The 21,838-nt window shown below is 46.3% G+C and carries 15 protein-coding genes; 3 read left to right on the top strand and 12 right to left on the bottom strand.

Annotation, left to right across the window (positions count from 1 at the left end):
* Positions 1 to 88: 88 nt before the first annotated feature.
* Positions 89 to 1,639, bottom strand: a complete 1,551-nt coding sequence (locus ACJJI0_RS13630; protein WP_444883017.1) for a CocE/NonD family hydrolase — start codon at positions 1,637 to 1,639, stop codon at positions 89 to 91.
* 327 nt (positions 1,640 to 1,966) lie between these two features.
* Between ACJJI0_RS13630 and ACJJI0_RS13625 the strand changes: the two genes are divergently transcribed.
* Positions 1,967 to 3,469, top strand: coding sequence for a hypothetical protein (locus ACJJI0_RS13625; protein ID WP_444883016.1), 1,503 nt, complete (start codon positions 1,967 to 1,969; stop codon positions 3,467 to 3,469).
* Positions 3,470 to 3,863: 394 nt separating this feature from the next.
* A complete protein-coding gene (locus ACJJI0_RS13620; protein ID WP_444883015.1) occupies positions 3,864 to 6,029 on the top strand; it encodes an MltF family protein in 2,166 nt (721 codons plus the stop codon).
* 17 nt (positions 6,030 to 6,046) lie between these two features.
* Here the strand turns inward: ACJJI0_RS13620 and ACJJI0_RS13615 are convergent, their stop codons facing one another.
* The 8 genes from ACJJI0_RS13615 to ACJJI0_RS13580 all read right to left on the bottom strand — a co-directional run bounded on the left by ACJJI0_RS13615 (position 6,047) and on the right by ACJJI0_RS13580 (position 15,601).
* The gene (locus tag ACJJI0_RS13615) at positions 6,047 to 6,421 is read right to left on the bottom strand and encodes a RidA family protein (protein ID WP_444883014.1); all 375 of its coding nucleotides are present in this window, start codon (positions 6,419 to 6,421) and stop codon (positions 6,047 to 6,049) included.
* A gap of 40 nt (positions 6,422 to 6,461) precedes the next feature.
* Positions 6,462 to 7,514 (bottom strand): Kelch repeat-containing protein, encoded by a 1,053-nt coding sequence (locus ACJJI0_RS13610; RefSeq protein WP_444883013.1) that lies wholly within the window; start codon positions 7,512 to 7,514, stop codon positions 6,462 to 6,464.
* Between the two features lie 39 nt (positions 7,515 to 7,553).
* Positions 7,554 to 8,021 (bottom strand): GNAT family N-acetyltransferase, encoded by a 468-nt coding sequence (locus ACJJI0_RS13605; RefSeq protein WP_252083613.1) that lies wholly within the window; start codon positions 8,019 to 8,021, stop codon positions 7,554 to 7,556.
* A 222-nt stretch (positions 8,022 to 8,243) separates the two neighbouring features.
* Positions 8,244 to 10,937 carry an aminopeptidase N gene (gene pepN / locus ACJJI0_RS13600; RefSeq protein WP_444883012.1) on the bottom strand — a complete coding sequence of 898 codons (2,694 nt, stop codon included), beginning with the start codon at positions 10,935 to 10,937 and terminating at the stop codon, positions 8,244 to 8,246.
* A gap of 264 nt (positions 10,938 to 11,201) precedes the next feature.
* Positions 11,202 to 12,542 carry an omega-aminotransferase AptA gene (gene aptA / locus ACJJI0_RS13595; protein WP_444883011.1) on the bottom strand — a complete coding sequence of 447 codons (1,341 nt, stop codon included), beginning with the start codon at positions 12,540 to 12,542 and terminating at the stop codon, positions 11,202 to 11,204.
* A 335-nt stretch (positions 12,543 to 12,877) separates the two neighbouring features.
* Positions 12,878 to 13,441, bottom strand: coding sequence for a phosphoribosyltransferase (locus tag ACJJI0_RS13590; RefSeq protein ID WP_252083610.1), 564 nt, complete (start codon positions 13,439 to 13,441; stop codon positions 12,878 to 12,880).
* Positions 13,442 to 13,452: 11 nt separating this feature from the next.
* On the bottom strand, positions 13,453 to 14,814 hold the full coding sequence (locus ACJJI0_RS13585) for an NCS2 family permease (protein ID WP_444883010.1): 1,362 nt from the start codon (positions 14,812 to 14,814) through the stop codon (positions 13,453 to 13,455).
* A gap of 1 nt (position 14,815) precedes the next feature.
* Complete coding sequence (locus tag ACJJI0_RS13580) at positions 14,816 to 15,601, bottom strand: outer membrane protein OmpK (protein WP_444883009.1); 786 nt, start codon at positions 15,599 to 15,601, stop codon at positions 14,816 to 14,818.
* Between the two features lie 937 nt (positions 15,602 to 16,538).
* Between ACJJI0_RS13580 and ACJJI0_RS13575 the strand changes: the two genes are divergently transcribed.
* A complete protein-coding gene (locus ACJJI0_RS13575) occupies positions 16,539 to 16,955 on the top strand; it encodes a VOC family protein (protein ID WP_444883008.1) in 417 nt (138 codons plus the stop codon).
* A gap of 231 nt (positions 16,956 to 17,186) precedes the next feature.
* On the opposite strand, the gene ACJJI0_RS13570 is transcribed toward ACJJI0_RS13575, so the two are convergent.
* The 3 genes from ACJJI0_RS13570 to ACJJI0_RS13560 all read right to left on the bottom strand — a co-directional run bounded on the left by ACJJI0_RS13570 (position 17,187) and on the right by ACJJI0_RS13560 (position 21,772).
* Complete coding sequence (locus ACJJI0_RS13570; RefSeq protein WP_444883007.1) at positions 17,187 to 18,722, bottom strand: cryptochrome/photolyase family protein; 1,536 nt, start codon at positions 18,720 to 18,722, stop codon at positions 17,187 to 17,189.
* A gap of 465 nt (positions 18,723 to 19,187) precedes the next feature.
* Positions 19,188 to 20,381 carry a CaiB/BaiF CoA transferase family protein gene (locus ACJJI0_RS13565; protein ID WP_444883006.1) on the bottom strand — a complete coding sequence of 398 codons (1,194 nt, stop codon included), beginning with the start codon at positions 20,379 to 20,381 and terminating at the stop codon, positions 19,188 to 19,190.
* A gap of 242 nt (positions 20,382 to 20,623) precedes the next feature.
* Positions 20,624 to 21,772: an acyl-CoA dehydrogenase family protein gene (locus ACJJI0_RS13560; protein ID WP_444883005.1), complete on the bottom strand. Its 1,149-nt coding sequence runs from the start codon at positions 21,770 to 21,772 to the stop codon at positions 20,624 to 20,626.
* Positions 21,773 to 21,838: the final 66 nt, after the last annotated feature.

Genomic DNA, 21,838 nt, shown 5'->3' with positions numbered 1-21,838 from the left:
TTACGTGGGGCTGTGGGCGTTGAGATAGATCCAGGGGGAATGCCATGCCCGGCGATCAAGCGCTGGGCATGGTGATGGCTGTGAAAGTTTACAGGTGTGGGACAGTTAAACTGGAAACCTTGCTGCTGCTATAGGGCACAGTGATGGTGTAGTTGGTATCTTGTGGCTTCTTGTAAATAGGGCCTTGAGTATCAATAGCCATAACTACTCGGTGACCAGCAGGCACATCGTAGCTGGTGGTGAACAGTTCAACCTCCACTTTTTGCTTCTTACCTGGCTGTTCAGTGCGCACAGTAATTGGTGCGTGGGTGATCAGGCGGCCAAGGCCAAAGAAATTGACATCGTAGAGATGTACATTCATTTGAACCTCGCTCTTACTGGGCTCGATCCACATCTCTAGCTTTGGTGCGCCGCGGACTTTCAGGGTCTCAGACTGCCTTGGTGACTTGTATTCGATGGCATAGTAACCGTTGATTGCCATCATAGGAGCGTATACCGGAATGCCGAAACCTTCTAAGGCATCGGAAACCAATGGGATACCGGTACCAGCAAAGGTATCCCAGCCCCCGTGGAATTCATTACTCCAGCTCCAGCCATCATATTTACCGCTCTCCATACTGCCGCTATTGAACATGGTAAAGCGTGGTTGTAGATACCAGGTGGTGCTCTCTTGGGTTACTGGGTAGTCCTCATAGTGCTCCAGCTTGTTGCTGATACGCACGGTCATGTCCACTTTAGGTTCGCGGTTGATTCCGTTGTCTTTGCCCTTCAGGTGGTGATCGAACCAGCGGAAGCTGGTAGACCAAATGTGTCCATCGTTGCCAGAGAGTGTCTCGGTAATGGCGTGGGTACCAGGGTTTAGCATTAGCTTCTTGGGCCCCTCAAGTAGGGAGAAAAAGTCTGTCATGCTGTTGGGCTTGAAAAGATAATCGGCAAAGTTATTCGATACTAGTACTGCAGTGCCATTTTCATTTAGTTGATCGACATAGCTTATTGCCGAGCGTTTGGCGCCGAACTCTATAACTTGCTCCATGTTCTGGCCGCTGCGCAGGTCATCCCAGACTTGCTCAAGTTCAGCTTCTTTATCGAAGGCGGTGGTGACAAGTAAGCTACCCCAGACCAAGTTAACGGTTTCATTGGGGTAAAGCGCTTCAACTACATCGGCCCAGCCGGACAGCGCAGCAACCGCATCAATACGGGAGTCTTGCGCGGCGCTTAGTAGGGAAATACCGCCACCATAAGAAATACCAGCCATTCCCAGTTTGCCCACCGGGTAGTTGGCCTCGAGCCAATCAATCAGCACACCCACATCGGCAATGCTGTTCTCTCCGGCCACGTCCACCAGTCCACCGGAGTGGCCAAAGCCGCGGGTGGAGTAGCTCAAAACCAGGTATCCATTTTCAGCCAGCTCCTTGGCCTGGAAGTGGTATTGGCGTTTTTCCAAGCCCCAGCTGTTGGTGAAGATCACGGTAGGGTAGCCCTCCGCTGGTGCCGGGGTTTCCGGCACAAACAGGTTGGCATCGAGTACCGTTCCGTCGAAAGAGGTAATATCCAGGTCGGAAATATATTCAGGGGCCGACCAGGCATGCGCTGACATCATAGCGCCGCCAAGCAGCGCCAGTAGTGGTGTAGTTTTCATTTTTTTCTCTCATCAAAGTAAATTATTTTTATTTTTTGACCATGATTAATACATTGGTCAGGAGCGCAATATATAGAACCCGGCCGCGTATTTGTATGCTGTTTGATTAAAAAATGAGACGCTTGTCTCGTAGTTTGTCGCTGCCCCCATTAGGTTTTTATATCGACTTTTTTAAATTCACTTTGTCCAGATGGTCACATAAAAATCGCCTAAAAAGTTCATTTCTTATTCGTATCGATCTTTTTTTGATCAATAAAAACCGGTAATGTGTGCTTCTACGATTTGGCCACGGAGGGCTTCGGCAACAATGACTCGGTGGCCTGAACTATGGTTTCTCGCTCAGCTGTTTTCTTAGTACTTTTTTTCGTTTTCTCACTGTCTGCCAATGCTGCATCCCGCTACCTCGGCGAGGAGATCTGGTATCAGGTAGACAGTAAAAACTTTCGGGTTATTACCGATGGCGACCCCAAAGCGGTAAAAACCCTGGTGGCCGATCTGGAGCGCTATCGCGCCGTGGCCATAGAGCTGTTGGAGGTAGACCCCAGCGTCCCTAAGCTCACAATTTATGCAGCCGGGGACCGCAAAACCTATGCGGGTCTGGTTGGGGCTGAGTTGGCGGAGATGACCAACGGCCTGTTTGATACCTCCGCCGAGGGCAGTTATGCCCTGGTGAACCTGGATGGCCGCAGTGTAAAAAAACAGCTTAAGGCCCGTGAATTTCTCTTTCACGAATATACCCATTTCCTTAGCTATAACGGCAATACCACGCATTTCCCCTACTGGTATAGCGAGGGCTTTGCCGAATTTATGGCGACTATGTCCTTCCCTAAAAAGGGACGTTATGAACTGGGCGAAATTCCCCAGGAGCGCGCTCAGACTCTGATGTATGCCGGCTTGATGCCGCTCGACCGGCTGCTGCGTGCAACGGTGTACGATACCGACCCCGAGGAGAAAGCCGATATCTATGCCAGTGGTTGGTTGCTGTCCCACTGGTTAATGATGGAGGGCGATAAGGCGGAAGAATTTAAGCAGTTTGTCAAAGACTACAACGATGGTGCAGATCCGGTGAAATCACTGGAGAAAGCCCTGGGAATGTCGGTAAAAGAGCTTGAAAAAGTGTATGTAGCCGCATTTGACTCAGGGGAATATGAGGTGGTCAGTGGGGATATCCCTGCTGATTTTAAAGAGGTGACACCTCGAGTGAAGCGCCTGCAAAAGCGGGAAGCAGTAAATGTACTGGCGAACTTTATTGCCCAGTCTGGTTACAACCTACAAGCCCTCGACGATCTGATTACCTATTCCTACCACACAGGGATCTACAGCACTGAGCTGGCTGCCATTAAGGCGAGTGCGGATCTGCGTATAGGGGATTTTCCGCAGGCCAGTCATTTGCTTGCCAGTGTGCCAAAAAAGGATCGCCGGCAACCCTGGTACCTGAGTGCCCACGCCTGGCTGACGGTGAATCAACAGGCCACGGTTCCCAACGATGCCCGCGATTTACGCAGCCTGAAAAAGGCCCGTGAAGAGTTCGACTACCTGGTGAATAAAGAGCCTCAGAATGCTTCTCACTGGTTTGGTCTGGCCATGGCTATGGAAATGTTGAGCTATCCCCGTGAGGAATATCTATCCAAGCTTGAAGAAGCTTATAAGCGCGCACCGCGGGAGCTCCATATTGCTCAGTGGCTGGCAGAAGAACTCTATCAACAGAAAAATGCGGAATACTTTGCCCGGGTGGCAAAGCCGCTGATGTTCGAACTCCCGGATGAGGAGGAGAACCGACAAATAAAAATGAGATTGGCGGAGCTACAGGGCAAGCCTAAATCCAGCTAATAACAATAAGATGCTCACAGAATAATAGAGGGGCTGTCACTTGATGTAAGAGACAACCCATAGTCGCCAACGTATATTTGCCCGGCAATTTGGTTTGCCGGGCTTTTTTTATTGAGGCTGCGGAAAACTGGTACGATTTGGCTTATTGTTACTGATGTTGGGTTTCTTCCTGATAAAGGGGGAGTACTACTTAACTACTAACATTATAACGATGACGCCTTACCCGGTGCTTTTTAACTATTGAAAGACATCGAACAGAAGTCAGAATTTGTTTTTAAATACCTATAGACGCCGACGCCTTGCGGCGAGAGTAATACTCTACGCCGCACTAATTCGCTATTAGTCCAAAAGTGGATAGATAACAATAACAATTTCGCTGAAATAAGGTTGAACTGTGCATAAAAAAATAGTCGCGATAACTTTTCTGATCGTCGCTCTTATGTGTTCAGTAAGCTGTGAAAAGCGCTCTTCTCAACAAGTAGAATCACAGCAGGTTGAACCCCAACAGGTCGTCGCTGAACCCACTAAAGAACCTGAATTTGTTTTTGCGAACTACCCGGAACTCGGAGACCTACCCGCCTTACAGGAGCGAGGCATCTTGCGCTTACTTGCCCCCAGGGGCCCTGAAGAGGATGCCCTGCCGCGTTCTGGCTTGCCGCAGGGAGAGTGGCGGGAGCTTGCAGAGAAATTTGCCTACAGCCGCAACCTAAGGCCCCAGTGGGTTTATGTGGATAACTTTTCCGGTTTAGTCCCCGCTTTGGCAGAAGGCCGTGGTGATGTGATCGCCACTAATTTTTCCCGCACGGCCAAAAGACGCTCGCAGGTGGCGTTCACACGGCCGCTACAAACGGTGAATGAACTAGTAATTACGCTTCGCGATTTGAATAGCCCGCTACAGGAGGTAGCCGTACGCCGTGGCAGTGCCTATGCCGAAACCTTGAGTGAAGATACAGATCAGGCCTATAAGGTCACGCTCCTGGATGGTGCGGTGGCAAACAGCGCATTGTTAGATGCTGTTGTCGCAGGTAAGTATCAGGCAACCGTGATGGACAGTAATTTGGCCGATGCGCTTTTGCCCGATTATCCGCAGCTCGCTGCCAGCGATCAGCTGGAATCCAGCAGAGATATTGCCTGGGCAGTGCGTCTCAATGCCATAGAGCTACGACGTGAGCTCAATGAATTCCTGACGGCAGAATTGGTATTGGCCGGGCAAAACTCCAATAAAATGATGCGGGATTGGGAGGGTATTTTAGCGGATGGCACTCTGCGAGTACTGACCCGTAATCATCCAGCTTCTTACTTTATTTGGCGTGGGGAATTGATGGGGTTCGACTATGACCTGCTGAAAAAATTTGCTCGTGACCATAAGCTTCGCCTCAGTATGGTCGTGCCCGATGCGGATATGGATTTAGCAGATGCCCTGCAGGCAGGTATGGGCGATATGATCGCCTCGTCACTGACGATTACCGAGATGCGCCGTAAGCAGGGGCTCGTTTTTACGCGCCCCTACCTTGAGGTGACTGAACAGCTGATTGCTCCAAGCAAAGATATCTCCCTGCAAGGAGATGTGCCTTTAGAGCAAATGCTGTCGGGAAAGATGGTGGCTGTAAACCCGCAAACCAGCTACCGTGAGAGTCTCTCAGAGATGGTGGTATTGCAGCAGGAGCAGGGAATCGCCCCACTTCAGATATCTGAGCAGCTAGGTGCAACAACCGAATATTTAATCGATGCCGTTGCTCAGGGGTTATTTCCCTATACGATTGCAGATTCTCATCTGGTTGCGATCGAGAGCACTTATCGCGATGATTTTAGGGTGGTGGCTGAATTGCCCAGTGTCAGAGAAATAGCCTGGGCTGTGCGTGCAGATCAAAGCCAACTGCTGGGAAAATTAAATAACTTTTTAAATAAACACGATCGCGATTTGTTTTTTAATGTTACTTACAATAAGTACTTTAAAGAGAAAAAGCGTATCCTTCGCCATCAGGAAAATCGCCTGCGCAGTAGTAGTGATTCACTTTCACCCTACGATCCTATAGTCCATAAATATACGGATAAAACGGATCGTGACTGGCGCATGGTGGTTGCTCAGATGTACCAAGAAAGCCAATTCAATCCCCGCGCCCGTTCCTTTGCCGGAGCTCAAGGTCTGATGCAGGTGCTCCCGCGTACTGCTCGCCAATTAGGGGTTGATAATCTTTATGAGCCTGAGAATGGCATCCGTGCGGGAGTGTCCTATCTCGATTGGCTTGATCAACGCTTCCCACAGATGCTTTCGCAGGAGCAAAAAATATACTTTACTTTGGCTGCTTATAATGCCGGCCATGGCCATGTACGTGATGCTATAGCCCTTGCCCAGCGCATGGAGTTAGATCCCAATCAATGGTTTGGCCATGTAGAACAGGCCATGCTGTTGTTATCCAAGCCTGAATACTATCGCCAGAGTCGCTTTGGCTATGTACGGGGTCGGGAGCCGGTTAAGTACGTGCGGGAGATACGGGATAGATATATAGGCTATCTCGGTGTAGAGCGTAATGGGCCTCCTCGGGGAGGCGAATGGTGATTCTAGCCTTGATGGCCTTATACCATAGCCGCTATTGCCTCAATCTCTAGTTTTAGGTCAGGGTGAATCAGATTAGAAACTTCTACTAGTGAACAGGCTGGCAAGTTTCCGTCATAAAACTGAAATAACGCTTTGCGCAGGTTACTGGTCTGTTCGATGTCCTTTATGAAGATTGTTAACTTAATCAGATCAGACTTGCTCCGCCCCTCGTATTCCAGGATATTATCTATCTGAGAGAGTACCTCTTGGGCTTGATCTAAAAATTCTTTTTTCTGAGAAGTGGTTCCCTGTGCGGTCAAGCCCGAAATGTAGAGCGTATTTTCATGGATAACAGAATGTACATAAGGGCCTTTTTGTGACGGTAGAAAGGGATATTCTCTTTTTTTAAGCATAATTAATCCAAGCTTATACGGAAAATTACAAATCTAGGGGTTATGGTTTCCAGTTCATTTTAATAGTCGACGCTAAGGTCTCTTGTGGACCAACTTTAGCGGCTCCGCCAATAATATAAATGGAATCGTTAATTGTAACAGCACCGTGTCCATGGCGAGCCATAGGGAGAGAGATTTCTTTTCTCCACTGATCACTAATTGGGTTGTATGACCAGATCGAGTTAAATGCAGAGCCTGTTTTCCAGTAACCGTTGGGGCCAAAGGCTTCTCCACCGGTAACTATTATCTTTCCCTTTAATGGTGTGGCAGTTAGCCCGGCAAGTGATTGGGGTAGCGGTCGTATTTTATTCCACTTGTCCAAACTGGGATCATAGACTTCCGCGTAGGAGAGATTCCTAGCCTTATTATTTCCATTGCTAGCTTGGCGCCCACCAATAGCATAGATTCTATTGTTTAATGTCGCACCTGCTGCGGAATTTCGGCTGATAGTCGCCGGAGCTGCTGTTTCCCAGTTGGCATTGTCTATCAATATATAATGATTTTTCGTATCGCTATTTTTAAGTTGGTTGTTAGGTGTTTTTCCACCGATAACATGGATGCCTTTTGATGTGTTGGCATAGATACTTTCGGCCATGGGAGCGGGCAAGCGGGGCCCAGAGGTCCAGATATCTTCACTGTTGGACAGCTTATAAACAGTAGCCTTGGCCTGCCAAGCATTGTTTTTTACTCCATTGAAACCTCCAATGCCATAAAGATATTTGGAGTTTGCAGCCATACCTAAATGGTGTATAGCTTCTGGAAGTGGTGGACCATCTCGCCAAGTTTTGGTTTGGGGTGAGAATATATAGGTGTGATCTGTAGGGGCTAGACCGTAAAATATGGAATTAGATGATGGAATAAAACCACCTGAAATATAGATTTCTTCAAAGAATACAGAGGGGTATATTTCCTGAACGGCTGTTTTTAAGTCTGGTAGTTTAATGAATCGTAGTTTATGGGCAGATTGCCATGTTCCAGCTTTCCCCTCCATTCCACCGAGTATAAATGGTGCCGCTCCGATAATTTTTAAAAAATCTCTTCTAGAGTAAGGCATATGTTTGTATCTTCCCTTAAATTAAATGGTAAAGCTTGCTTACAGCCTAAGTTTTTTTGTAAAAAATAGACTGTGTGGATCCTCTCTATAGTTGGAAAATGGCCCGCAGGATTTAAAGCCATTTTGATAGTAAAGTGCTATTGCTGGAGCAAAATTTAACCTGTTACCAGTTTCAAGCTTTACCTCACTGTAACCCCGTCTTCTGGCTTCATTTATTATCTCCTGTAATACTGCTTTAGCGACACCTTTGCGTAGGAAAGATTGGCTGGTTTTCATTGACTTGATTTCTCCCAGAGTAGAGGAGACTTCCTTGAGGGCGCCACAGCCTGCTAGAACGCCATTGATCTTTGCGCTCCAGAAGGTGATTTTGGGATCAACTAACTCTTCTGGTTTGAGGGCGTGCACACTTTCAGGGGGGGAGTGCTGTTGCATTTCTTTTAGGTGCTGCGCCAATAACTCTACGACGGTACCATCTGATAGATCGTCTTTTTGAACCGCTATATACATAGAGATGCCTTTGTTATTTTAAGTATAGATACCATTGATGTTTAATTTATGCAGGGCTAAATTATGTTGGGTAGTAATTGTTTTCATTGTTTTATAGGCATTTATCCATTGGAAGGCGAGTTCAATAAATAAGGGCCCAGAGGCCCTTAAATATTCTTATAGTATTGATTCTTTTATTTTTTTGTGCGCTCTACAGGGCATCTATAAAAATAGAATCCAATGTTATCCTTTATTCTTGATGAGTAAAGCTTGCCCCATTTTTATGCATCGTTCACTGGTGTAGAGATGATTTTTTAATGCTTTAACCAGTGTGGGCTTAAATTGAGGGTTTTCTTCAAGAGTGGTGCTTATTTTTTGAGCGCCCTTATCTGAGCACATTAGGGGAAAAATATTGGTATAGCTACTGATTAGCTCTGAGGAATCCTCATTATTAATTTGCTCCAGTGCGTAAAGGATTTTTTCGCTGTTATTATTAAATAGGGAGATTTGTTCATCTTTAAATAGAGAATAAGAGGCCTTGCGCAGTTCACTCAACTTGAAGTTATCCCTGTGCTGAATTAAGTTTTCTAACCATTTTTGTTTGATTTCTGGTAAAGGTCTTACCGCTTCGGCAGCAATGGCATTCAGTTTTGATCTGTCTGAGCTATCTTTGCTTAGTTCACGGGCAATAGCTTGTTCATAATCAGAATATAAATAGCGATTTTGCAGGTGAATTAAATCCCAGCGCATATCCGGATCTAAGATCAGTCCTTTAACTGAGAGTTCACCCATCAGTAATAGTTTGGCATTGTTGAGCGCGCTGTTCGAATGAGCTATTTCGGTAAATAGCTCAAACCAAGTCTTTTGTTGATCGCTGCCTGCAGGTGCCTGCTGTAGCCGCTCCCACACAAAATCCTCCATGTTTTTTAGAATTTTAGTACGGCGCTGTTGATCAATAGGAACTTGGTTTAGATAACTATGGACATAATTTAAATAGCGCGCATTGAGTCGAATAGCACTGATATCTTGTTCGACGCCACCATTATTAATAACAAAACTGATGTATTCATCAAGGGGGAGCTTTGCATCATAGGCGCTGTCGAATAGGCTTTGCCACAGCATAAGACGGGTGAAAGGATTTTCAATGGCATGGAGGTATTGAGCCATATTTTTCAGTGTGATTGAGTCAAGAGTTACCTTGGCAAAAGCCCAATCTTCCTCGTTAGGATAGAGAATTTGAGGGCAGGATAACCCTTTAGCGCTCTCTACTTTGGTTAATGAATCGCTGTACCTTACCGACAGGGTGGCATAGCGTTTCATAATCCCCTCATCCATACGATAGAAACCGAGCTGAGTGCGTTGTTCGCGTAGCGTCGGGTAATCATCTGGAGCTGTCTGTGTCAGACTAAGGTCGGTAATCCGATCATTTTCACATTCGAAACTTGCTTCAATAGTGTTAAGACCGGCTTGATAAAGCCATTGTTGTTGCCATTCCTCCAGATTGATGCTGGCGGCCTTGCCCAGATGATTAATAAAATCATCAAGTGTAGAGTTTTTGTAAGAAAACTCTTTCAGGTAACGGCTAACGCCTTGACGAAATTTTTCTTTACCGAGGAAATAGGGTAATTGTTTGAGTATAGAGCCCCCTTTGCCGTAGGTAATACCATCAAAGTTGCTAAAAGCTTCTTCGGTATTTTTTACTGGTAGCTGGATGGCATGAGTAGTGGGCCTTTGATCGGAGTAATAAGCCCACTGTTTAGTACCAAGATAAAAATTTTCCCAGGCATTGGAAAATTCACTGTTCTCAGCTAAAGACAGGTTGGCCATATAAGTGGCAAAACTTTCATTTAGCCAAAGATCGTCCCACCAGTTCATGGTCACTAGATTGCCAAACCACTGATGTGCCAATTCGTGCGCAATAACATTGGCCAAGCGCATACGTTGGGCCTGGGTTTTTTCTCCACGAGATACGTAGGCATCATTAAAAGTGACTGATCCCACATTTTCCATGGCGCCCGCATTGAAGTCGGGTACCAGGATCTGATCATACTTATTAAAGGGGTAATCTATTCCAAAATAGGGTTGGAAAAATGCAAAGGACTGCTTGGTGAAGGTAAACCAGTCTTCAGTTTTAACATATTGTGCCAGGCTCTGGCGGGCCATCAGGCGTAGAGGGATACCTTTGGCGTTATCCTCCCAAATATGGTAGGGCCCAGCGTGTAATGAGAATATGTAGGATGAGAACTTTGGAGTTTGTGGAAAAAACCAATGCTTTATTTCACCCTCGTGCTCTACTCTATGTTCCCGCTCCGCACTGATTACTACCCACTCTTTTGGCGCTGTGACATCTAGTGTATAGCGAGCTTTAAGGTTTGGTTGGTCAAAATGTGGGAAAAGGCGGTTGGCGTCATAGGGTTGAAAATCAGTATATAAATAGACTCTACCATCTACAGCGTCTTTAAATCGGTATAGACCCGATCCATTATTTGAATAAGGATGTCGATAATTTATTGTAATTGTATGTTTCTTATTGGGTAGCTGTGTATTATCAATACGAATAAAATGTCCATTGTAACTGAAAGGAGTCTTTTGGTTATCCACCTGTACAGTTTCAACAGTACCTCCAGAGAAATCGACAGTTAGAGGCTGTTGTAAGGGTTTGTTGAATTCAATTTCAGTTACAACTGTGCCGGAAAAACTGTCTCCGTTGCGATCAAGATGAATACTCAGTTGGTAATCTACCTCTGCAATTTGCTGTTTTCTCAGCTTTGCATATTTCTCAGATAGCCCCGCGATCTCCGCTCTTGTTACAGGTTTTGTTGTAGAAGTTTGTGCGGCTTCTGTACTACCTGGCTTTTGCTCACAGGCAGCGAACATGATACTGCACAAGAGAGTGGTAATAAGTCTTAATCTTTTAATCTTGGTTTGGTTGATCATGGTGGTCTCACCGATCGGTTAGTTGTTATTGCTGTGATTCTATATTGGTCCGCAATGTATGCACCGAGAATCTTACTATTGGTGCTATACAATAAATAGATGAAATGGCCCAAATAAAAAGCGGTTAAAGTGGGTTAGTCTTCAAAATTATATCCCATGTAGATTCGGGATTATTTTATTAACAGGGCTTGAGCGTTAAGGAGTTGTTCTTATGGGGTGAATTGCTGTTTAGCAAGGGGGGAAGCCGCTAACAGAATAAAAACACTATTGACCGTTAGCAACTTCAAGAACAGACTCAGCGAGGGCGTTTACCAGCCCATCAATCTCTTCACGGCGTGTAATAAATGGCATGCCCAATTGAATGGTGTCTCCGCTATAACGAACATAAAAGCCCTTTTCCCACATCTTTAAGGCAATGCGGAATGGGTGTAATAAGGGCTCCCCTGGGGCTCTCTCAATCGTTAGCGCAGCGGCTAGGCCACAGTTGCGGATATCGTAAACCAGAGGCAAGTTGCTCAGCTGATGTATATATTCTTCCAGAAGATAGGCAAGCTCTGCTGAGTGCTTGAAAAGATTATCTCTCTCTAGAAGTTCTAAGGTAGCAAGTGCTGCTGCACAGGCTACTGGGTGCGCTGAATAAGTGTATCCATGGGGTAGCTCCAACTGGTAGTCGGCTCCTCCTTGTTGCATAAATGTCTCATAGATCGTTTGCTGCACCACCGTGGCTCCCATGGGGATGACTCCGTTAGTGAGTTGCTTGGCGATATTGATAATATCTGGAACTACGCCAAAAAGCTCTGCACCTGTGGCAGTGCCCAGTCTGCCAAATGCGGTGATTACTTCGTCGAAAATCAGTAGGATTTGGTGTTGCTCGCAAATATCCCTAAGTCGCTGTAGGTAGCCTTCTGGTGGGGGTAAAATACCGGCGGAGCCAGCCATTGGCTCAACGATGACAGCGGCAATATTGCTAGCATCGTGTAGCTCAATAATTTCTAATAGTGATTCGGCAAGGTGTGCCCCATATTCAGGCTGTCCGCGACTAAAGCGATTTTCCGGCAGTAGTGTATGGGGAAGGTGAGCGGTGGAGAGCGCCGGACCATAGATGGCTCGGTTGGCTCCGATGCCGCCGACACTAACTCCACCAAAATTCACTCCGTGATATCCCTTACTTCGACCAATCAGTTTGGTCTTGCTGGCCTGTCCTCTTTTGCGCCAATAGGCACGGGCAATCTTCAGCGAGGTCTCCACTGCTTCAGAGCCGGAATTGGTGAAAAATACCCGATTGAGGCCCTCCGGCATTAAGCGAGTGATTCGTTCCGCCAACTTGAAGGAGCCGGGGTGGCCAAACTGAAAGGAGGGGGCGAAGTCTAGAGTCTCCAACTGCTGGTTAATGGCTTTGGCGATTTCTTTTCGATTATGACCCGCGCCACAGGTCCACAGGCCTGAAAGGCCATCGAATATCTGGCGACCATCAGCGCTGGTGAAATAGCACCCATCAGCGGCTGTAATAATTCGTGGGTCTCGTTTGAACTGCCGGTTACCGGTGTAGGGCATCCAGTGTGCATCGAGTTGTGTTTGGCTGAGCCCTGCAAGTTTGTCGTTCATTTTTATTTTCCGACAATTGGGACAGTTATCTTAGACAATCTTTAAATAGTTCGTTGTTACCACTTGAAGCCCTAAAGATACATTGTGAATTTATTCAAGGCCCTCTTAATTCTGGACCAACTTTTCTATTTAATAAATTGCCTAAAACTAACTTTAGTTGCATAAGTGGGGGCTTTTGAGAAAGGTTTGAAGTATGGGGCTTGATTGTAGCTTGTCGGTTCTAGCGTAGTTTTTAGACCGGAAGAGGTGGAGCGAGAGGAGTCGTAAGGATACCGACAACTCAACGATAAAGAAGGGGAAGTGCCGGGGACTTGAGTCCCCGGTAACAAAGAGGATCAGACTGCGGTAGCAATCCGGTCAACGTAAGGGGCGAGTTCAGGCTTGTTCTCCAGGATTTCTTCCCGGGTGAGGCCGTCGATCTCATGAGGGAATACCAGCCACTCTTCAGTCTTGTGGATAAAGTAATCCGGCTCGCGCTTCGCTTTGTTGTTTTTCGGCTTGTAGTAAGGCGTTGCGATACGAATCTCTGGCGTGTTCTTTTTACAGGCTGCGCGCAGGTCTTCAATTGTTTGTTCAATACTCAGGCCGGAATCGTGCACATCGTCAACGATCAGCAGGGAGTCGTGGGACTCAAGGCGCTTAATCAGGTAGTTCAGACCATGCACTCGGACTTTCTTGTCGCGCTCGCCGATACCGAGGTAGGAGGAAGTTCGGATTGCGATATGGTCCGCATCCACACCCATCACATGAAGCAATTCTTGTACCGCGATACCTACCGGAGCGCCGCCACGCCATACACCAACGATGTAATTAGGGCGGAAGCCGCTCTGATAGATTTGTTCGGCAAGCGCGTAGGAATCAATCAGCAGTTGCTGTGCGCTGATAAAATGCTTTTTCATCTGTGTACCCCTCAGAAAAAGGCGAACTTGGCAATAAAGAGAGCCGCTAACACGTAGACACTGATGCTGACGTCTTTACTGCGCCCGCTCAGTGTTTTGATGACTGCGTAGGCAATAAAGCCCAGAGCAATACCGTGAGCGATAGAGAATGATAACGGCATCATTACTGCCGCAATCACCGCCGGAGCGGCTTCGGTGATGTCATCCCAGTCGATGGAAGACAGACCGGAGGTCATCAGGACGCCGACATACAGCAGAGCTCCGGCGGTCGCATAAGCGGGAATCATCCCGATCAGCGGGGAAAAGAAGGTTGCCAGCAAGAACAGACCAGCGCAGACCACTGCAGTCAGACCGGTGCGTCCGCCTGCGGTAATGCCCGCGGTGCTCTCAACGTAACAAGTAGTAGTGGACGAACCCAGAACAGAACCGACTACAGAAGCGGAGCTGTCTGCCATCAGGGCTTTGCCCATGCCCGGCAACTTACCGTTTTCATCGAGAAGCTTGGCGCGGTCGGAGACACTCAGCAGAGTGCCGGCAGTATCGAACAGGTCTACGAACAGGAAGGCGAAGATTACACTGATCATACCCACTTCAAATGCCCCGGCGATATCCAGTTCGAGGTAGGTGGGCGCCAGGCTCGGTGGTGCGGAGACCAGGCCGGTGAACTCTACTTTACCAATAACCAGTGCAATAACGGTAACTGCGAGAATGCCAATCATTACCGAGCCGAGCATACGGCGGTAGGACAAAGCCACAATAATAAAGAAGCCCAGAGCAGCCAGCATAGCTTCAACAGACTTAAGGTCCCCCAGAGTCACCAGGGTGGCGGGGCTGGCAACCACGATCCCTGAGCTCTTCAGGGCGATAATCGCCAGGAACAGTCCAATACCGGCTGCCAGGGACTGCCTCAGGGAGGTGGGAATACTGTCGATTATCCATTCCCGCAACTTAAAGATACTAAGCAGTAGGAACACTACCCCTGATATAAACACTGCACCCAGGGCAACCTGCCAGCTATAGCCCATTTCGCCCACCACTACATAGGCGAAGAAGGCGTTGAGGCCCATTCCCGGCGCCAGTGCGATGGGGTAGTTGGCGTACAGCCCCATGATTAGACAGCCGATCGCAGCAGCAAGACAGGTCGCCATAAACACGGCGCCCTTATCCATACCAGCCGCCGCCAGGATGTTGGGGTTTACAAAAATGATGTAAGCCATAGTCAGGAAAGTGGTTACACCGGCAATCACTTCCCGGCGAACATTTGTCTGACGCTCAGACAGCTTGAACAGCTTTTCCAATAAAGAGGCGTCGCCGCCCGCCTGGGGAATACCAGACCCTGGGGTCGCTGATGTTTGGATATCAGAGGGTTTCATATCAGAAGTGGTACTTTACTAGCAGGTTAACATTGCGCTCGTTGGAGTCGGTATTAAAGGTTCCATCTTTGAACCCAAATTTGTCATTCCAATGCACGTATTCAATACCGGCATACAGGGCTTTCGGCTCACCCCAATTGGCGCCAACGTCCCACTTGAGCTGGGAGGTAAAGTTCATACTTGGGTGTGTATTTTCTGCGGCGCTGGTCCAATCGATAAAACCGTCGTATACGAAGCTGGAGTCTCCCAGGGTAAATGGCATGGCCCAAACCAGGGTCAGCTGCTCGTTGCTGGCCTTGTCATCGTTATCGCGGCGGTAGGCGTTTACTTGGACAAAGGAAAAACCCGGAACTGCAAGGTCGAAACCGAGACCTGTCAGAACGTTGGTGAAATGCGGGCCTGTTGCTGTGAGGTGATCGGGGTCATCCATATTGCCCAGCTCTACAGTGGTTGCCACTAATACGTCGGTTACCGGCCCCCAAGCCAGTTCACGATCGCTGAGCTTCCCCAGGCTCAGACGAGGAGAAATTTCTGAATAGAGCTCCTTTGAACCATCTTCTGAATGCAGATAGTCGGCAAAGATAAACAGGTCTCCCCAGCTGTGGCCACTGGCGTGTTCAAAGGTCACTACAGAGCGCTCGGAATCATCGGTGGTCAGGCTGTAGTTCATTTCATAGTCGCGGCCATACAACAGGCTGAGGCTGTTATCGCTCCAAGTCATTTCTGCTTGGGCAGCTACAGGCAACAGGCCGGAGGCCAGTAGTAGCAGGGGCTTGGTTGGTTTCATTGTATTACCTCTGTTACAGCGACAGGCGGAAACCGCACTGGCGGCCGACACTTGGGTCGGCAGTTGGTTAAAAAATAGTCGCGGAATATACCCGAGTTTACCGAGTGTTTTCCAGTATTTTTTTTCAGCAATAGCCTCTAGGTGAGTAGCCTTAAAGCAATGAAGTACTAATAAATTTTTAAAAATAAAAACTAAATACCTTTTAGCGGTTGGGTAAGCCTACAACCGGGAAAAAGGCCTATTGAAGGGCTGGCCTGATTTTTGGTTACCTTGAACCGGTACTTTAAATAAGGAAAGGTTGTGGACCAATACTTGCTGCCTGCAAATAGGGCGCCAGGTGGTACAGGGAGCACTAATAAGGTGCAAGAGTTTGTAAGGCAAAGCGTTGTGGAAAGACCTGAAGGGAACAGTATTAAGCGGAGCTGAGTACATCTTGTGCACGGGTCATCCTACTAGCATGCACCATTGAGGTGCATCGTGAAGATTCTATGTAAGGCTTTCTTTTAATAGTGGGCCCTGATGTAGGAGTGACTTACGAGTGACTTGTGAGTAACTTCGTTATTAATCAGAGTCAGTTCTTCCCAGCAACACATGTGTTAAAGTACTGCACTCAATTAGGAGGATATTTCAAGGCTTGCCGGTTAGTAGTGACCTGATTACGCCTTCTGTTGTTTTTTTGAGCACTTGGTGGGAGAGACTCACGAACCGCCCTATAAATAGGTGCAATATGTATCTCTCGGGGCTCTGGCAGCTGCCTTGTTATCCGGATGTCATCTGGGAAGCCCTTGATCGGCCCTGGTGGCGTAAATAAAAAATTGGGGTCGCTATACCCCGTATGTACCAATTGGTTGCTTGAGAAATCTATCCCCCAGGGTGTTGGCTTGTGATTTATGTCAATCAGCGGGATGAAGAAGAGCGGCCGGGAGTGGGAGGTTTTATGAAATCCAATTGCTTGCACCTTGCAATCCCCGCAGGGGACCTTGAGGTAGCCAAGAAATTTTACTGTGACGTTTTTGGCTGTAAAACTGGAAACAGCGAAGAAGGGCGTTGGGTAGATATCGATTTCTGGGGCAATGAACTTACTTTGCATCAGAGTGAAGAGAAGCTGCCGAACGTACGCCATAAGGTTGATATGGGAGCGGTAGCTGTTCCCCATTTCGGTATTCACCTGCCGGATGCTGAATTCCAAGCCCTGAAAGCTCGTATCGAAGCTGCTGGCCTGGAGTACTTGGATAAGCCATATCGTCGCTTCGTTGGCAGTGAGTACGAACAGGAAACCTTCTTTATCGAAGATCCGAACGGTAATGTGCTGGAAATGAAAACTATGGTGAACCCAGAGCTGATGTTTAAATAGCGCCATGGACCACAGTTAGCACATATTGAGTTAGCCCGAGATACCATATGTATTGTCTTTTGTATTGTATCTTGGGTTAATTTAAATTTTTTACCTCCTATTATTTTTTTCCTGCCTTTATTGTTTCGTGTTTTTGAAAACCATTTTATAAGTGAAAGTGCTGCCTGCAGTGTTGATGGTTGCGAGGTTATTTTATTTAAGCCTCTTGGCTGGAGCAGACGAGTGAATTTTCTAATTGCAGCTTAAAGAATTTATGAAACTACTGGCTTGAGCTTGGATATCTTTTTTTTCCTTCGTTGTCAATTTATCTAAGAGGCTGAGCATCATAGACATTCTCGGGTTTTTCTTAAAATAATTGCGCTTTTCTAAGAGAAAATTCCAATAAAGACTATTGAAGGGACATGCATCTTCACCAACTCTCTTCTTTACATCGTATCGGCAGTTATCACAATAGTTGCTCATTTTATTGATATACGAGCCACTGCTTATATAAGGCTTTGTTGCGACCAGTCCGCCATCGGCATATTGACTCATACCACGAGTGTTCGGTAACTCTACCCACTGAATAGCATCGATATATATCCCTAAATACCATGCATCTACCTGGTCTGGGTCGGTTTGTGTTAAAAGAGCAAAGTTACCAGTTATCATTAAACGCTGAATGTGGTGGGCATAGGCATGCTCAAGGCTGTTTTTGATAGCGCTTTTAAGGCAGTACATATCCGTTTGCGCTGTCCAATAGAAATTGGGCAGCGAATTATGATTTTGTAGTTTGTTGATCTTCGTATAGTTTGGCATCTCTTGCCAATAAATACCGCGCATATACTCCCGCCAGCCAAGAATTTGCCGGACAAACCCTTCTATTTGATTCATATGAATTTCCTTCTTGTTGGAATTCCAATGATCAATAGTGCGATTGATAACTTCACTGGGGGATAGTAATTTGCAGTTAAGAGAAAAACTCAGGCGGCTATGAAAAAGGTAGGCCTCGTTGGGGTCCATCGCATCCTGGTAATCGCCGAAGTGTGGTAAAAGATATTTACAAAAATGGTTAAGGACTTTGAGGCTATCTTCTCTACTTGTTGGCCAGGTAAAATGCTTGGCGTTAATAGAACCAATGGTTTTTATTTTTGTGGCTTGGATACGTTTAAGTGTTTTTTCCACATTCTTTCGAAATAGGTATTGTCGAGGAATTTGAGGATCTTCACTCCATTTTTTTCGATTCCCTTTATCAAAATTCCACTGGTTTCCTTCAGGATCCCCCTTTTTATCGACAAGTATATTGTTTTCCCTGCGCATATGGCGATAGAAGCTTTCCATTAAGAGAGTTTTCTTTCCCTTAAAGAAATCCTTTAAGTAGTTTCTGGTGGTTAGAAAATGTTCTGTGTCATAGGCTTTATACTCTATCTGCAACTCTTGAACTATTGTATTTAGTTGCTCTTCAAGGCGATACTCATCAGGCAGTTGATATTCAAATCTCTGAATATCTAGCTGGGCAACTATTTGTCGAATATTTTCTTTAAGATTTTGTCGATTTTCTTTGCAGTCAATCTGATAGTAAATGACTTGATGACCATGTGATTTTAGCCACTCGGCAAACGTTTGCATGGATTCAAAAAAGGCAACCACCTTTTGAATATGATGAATGGCGTAATCTGTCTCCTGTCGTATCTCGGCAATATGGTAGAAAATATCTGGATTGCTTGATTTATACCAAGAGTGCTTATGGTTGAGCTGGTCGCCGAGTATTAATCGTAGCGTTTTCAAAAGGAAAGCCTTTTTGGAATGCAGTTTTTGTCAAAAGGTTATATTTGGTTAAGAGTAAAGCTACTTGTATGCTTTTCAGGTCTCATAACTTCTAAAGTTTAGTAGTTCATCGCAGATTGAAGTTACGCTTTTACGCCAAAGTCATTGATTTTATGATTATAGTGTACTGTATGTGTTCACTGTTTAGGATTGTTATAGTTGCTTTATTTTGCCTATTGATTGACGCTATTTAAGTGAGAAATAGCATGGGGGGCATAAACCCTAAGAGTCCTTAAAGTTGACTGCTACCAGTTACAATTGATCAAAACCTCAAGATCTCCGAAGGATGTAAATACGACTTGAATTGTAGGCTTAGCGGTTCTTCAGCGAATACCTTTCACTGCTTTACTTCAAATATTGCTTATGCATCTGAATGTTCGGGCGATTCTGGATCAAGTTATTCCTCTGGAAGTTTTTTGAGTTGGTCTAAACAATAACTTTTTGAGCAATTAGTCGGTCAATGTCCTCAGTGTTAAACCCTAGTGAGCTCAGTAGGGATCGGCTATCGGCACCCAGTTTGGAGCCTGCTTGGTGTTGTATATTTTTCTTTCCATTAAACTTGAAGGGCGTGTTGATCTGTAGGAGAGGGCTGTCACTTTTGGTCTTTGCGTTTACAACCATTTGCCGCTCTTTGAACAATTTACTTTCTGTTGCTTCACTAAAGTTGAGAACAGGCTCAACGCAGGCGTCGAGGTCAGAGAAAATATTAATCCATTCACTCAGCTTACGTTGTTGTATAACCTCGGAGATATCTTGTTTCAAGCTCTCTTGCTGATCGCTCTCTAGTACCCGAACCATCCAATCCGGATGCCCAATTCCTTGAAAGAAAGCTTCGGCAAACTGAGGTTCAAGGCTGCCAACGGATAGATAGCGGTCATCGGCTGTACGGTAATAATCATAGTAACTTCCACCGTTAAGCAGTTCCATTTCCACCTTAGGATCTCCACCATTTGCGAGAGCACTGGCTCCGCTTATGGCATTCAATGCATAGGCACAGTCGGTCATACTGATATCGATATAGCTGCCGCTGCCTGTTTGTTGGCGGTGATACACGGCGGCAAGAATTGCCATGGCTGCATGGTGGGATCCACCGGCAATATCGGCAACTTGCATACCACTCAGATTGGGTCCGCTACTCTGCCGACCGGAATAGCTGGCGAGCCCTGAGAGTGCAAGATAATTGATATCATGCCCAGCACGCATTTTAAGAGGGCCATCTTGTCCGTATCCGGTGATTGAACAATAGATAATATCTGTGCGTATATCACTGAGGTCTTCATAGCCAAAACCAAGCTTATCCATGACTCCTGGGCGGAATTGTTCAATGACAATGTCGTATTCAGAGAGTAGTTTTTCAATAATTTTCTTTGCTTCATGGCTTTTTAAATCTAAAGCCAAAGATTTTTTGTTGCGATTAATTGTTGCATGAGCTGCGGAAACGGGATCTTCACTGTCGATCATAGGAGGAAGCCCCCTAAGCATATCCGGACGATTCGGCGACTCTATACGTAGAACCTCCGCACCCATGTCCGCTAATAACATAGTGGCGTATGGACCTGGAAGCAGGGTGGTGAAATCGAGTATACGTAGGCCTTGCAGGGGGGTGATAGATTTATTCATTGCTTATTTTATAGATTATTATTTGGAGATTTACGTAAAGAAATTTTCAGAAGTTAAACATGCAATTAATCTTTTGTATGACAAGTATGAACGAATTTTGTGGAAGAGTTTTATTTATTAGTTGATGGCAAATAGAGATTGGTGTAGATGAAATCGTAAATTGGATCGGCGATTAAGTGTTCTCTTATTAATACAGTGGCGGGTTGAACCCGGCGGTAGTGTAGGCCGCCGGGTTATTGCACTTAGTTATCACGGAGAATTTCACGAGAAATAATGAGTTTCATGATTTCATTCGTTCCTGCATAAATACGTTGTACCCTGGCGTCAGCCCAGGAGCGGGCAATAGGATACTCCCACATATAGCCGAATCCACCATGGAGCTGAACACACTCATCCAGCATCTTACATTGGAAGTCGGTAGCGAGTAATTTGGCTTTTGCTGCAGTGGCTACATCAAGCTTTTTCTCGTAATGGAGTTCCAGGCAACGATCCACAAAGACTCTGAGGGCAGAGAGTTCACTGTCCAGTTCCGCCAGCTTGAACTGTGTATTTTGAAACGCGGCTATCGGTTTTCCAAAGGCTTTGCGGTCTCGTACATAGTCAATAGTCCACCCTAATGCCGCTTCTGCATTGGCAATGGCAAAAATAGCTACACTGAGTCTTTCCTGCGGTAATTCCTGCATTAGGTAGACAAAACCTTGGCCTTCAGCTCCCAGTAAATTCTCCTGGGGTACTCTGACATCATCAAAGAAAAGCTCGGAGGTATCCTGAGCTTTCATGCCGATTTTTTCCAGATTATTGCCTCTTTTGAATCCTTCCGATTTGGCATCAACCAATAACAGGCTTACTCCGGAAGCCCCTTCACTGGGGTCTGTTTTTGCAACAACGATAACCAGATCGGCGTGCTGGCCATTGGTTATAAATGTCTTGGAACCATTGAGTAGATAGTGATCGCCACGCTTGATTGCGGTTGTTTTTACTCCTTGCAGATCGGAACCAGCGCCGGGCTCTGTCATGGCGATGGCCGTTACAATTTCACCGCTGATACATTTAGGTAAGTACTCCTTTTTTTGCTCTTCACTGCCGTAATTAATAATGTAGGGTACGGCAATATTGGAGTGCAGCCCCCAGCCGATGCCAGAAAGACCTGCACGGGCGATTTCCTCATCGATAATAGAGTTATAGCCGTAGTCCAGCCCAAGGCCGCCGTAGGATTCGGAGATTTGAGGGCAGAGAAAGCCCATTTCACCGGCCTTATTCCAAAGAGCACGATCGACCTGCCCATCTTTCTCCCACTGACTGTGAAAGGGGATGGCCTCGTTTTCGAGGAACTTTCGCACGGTATCGCGAAAATGCTCGTGGTCTTCGTTGTAAACGGTTCTCGGTATCATTCTGAACTCCAACATTCGTTTTTATTATCTGGAATTGTAGACTCTTCGCATTTGTGCAATTGCGGG

Source organism: Microbulbifer mixtoriginis (SeqCode) (assembly GCF_052466695.1).
Note: the sequence above shows the minus strand (reverse complement) of the source record. Positions and strands in the feature narration are given on the sequence as shown.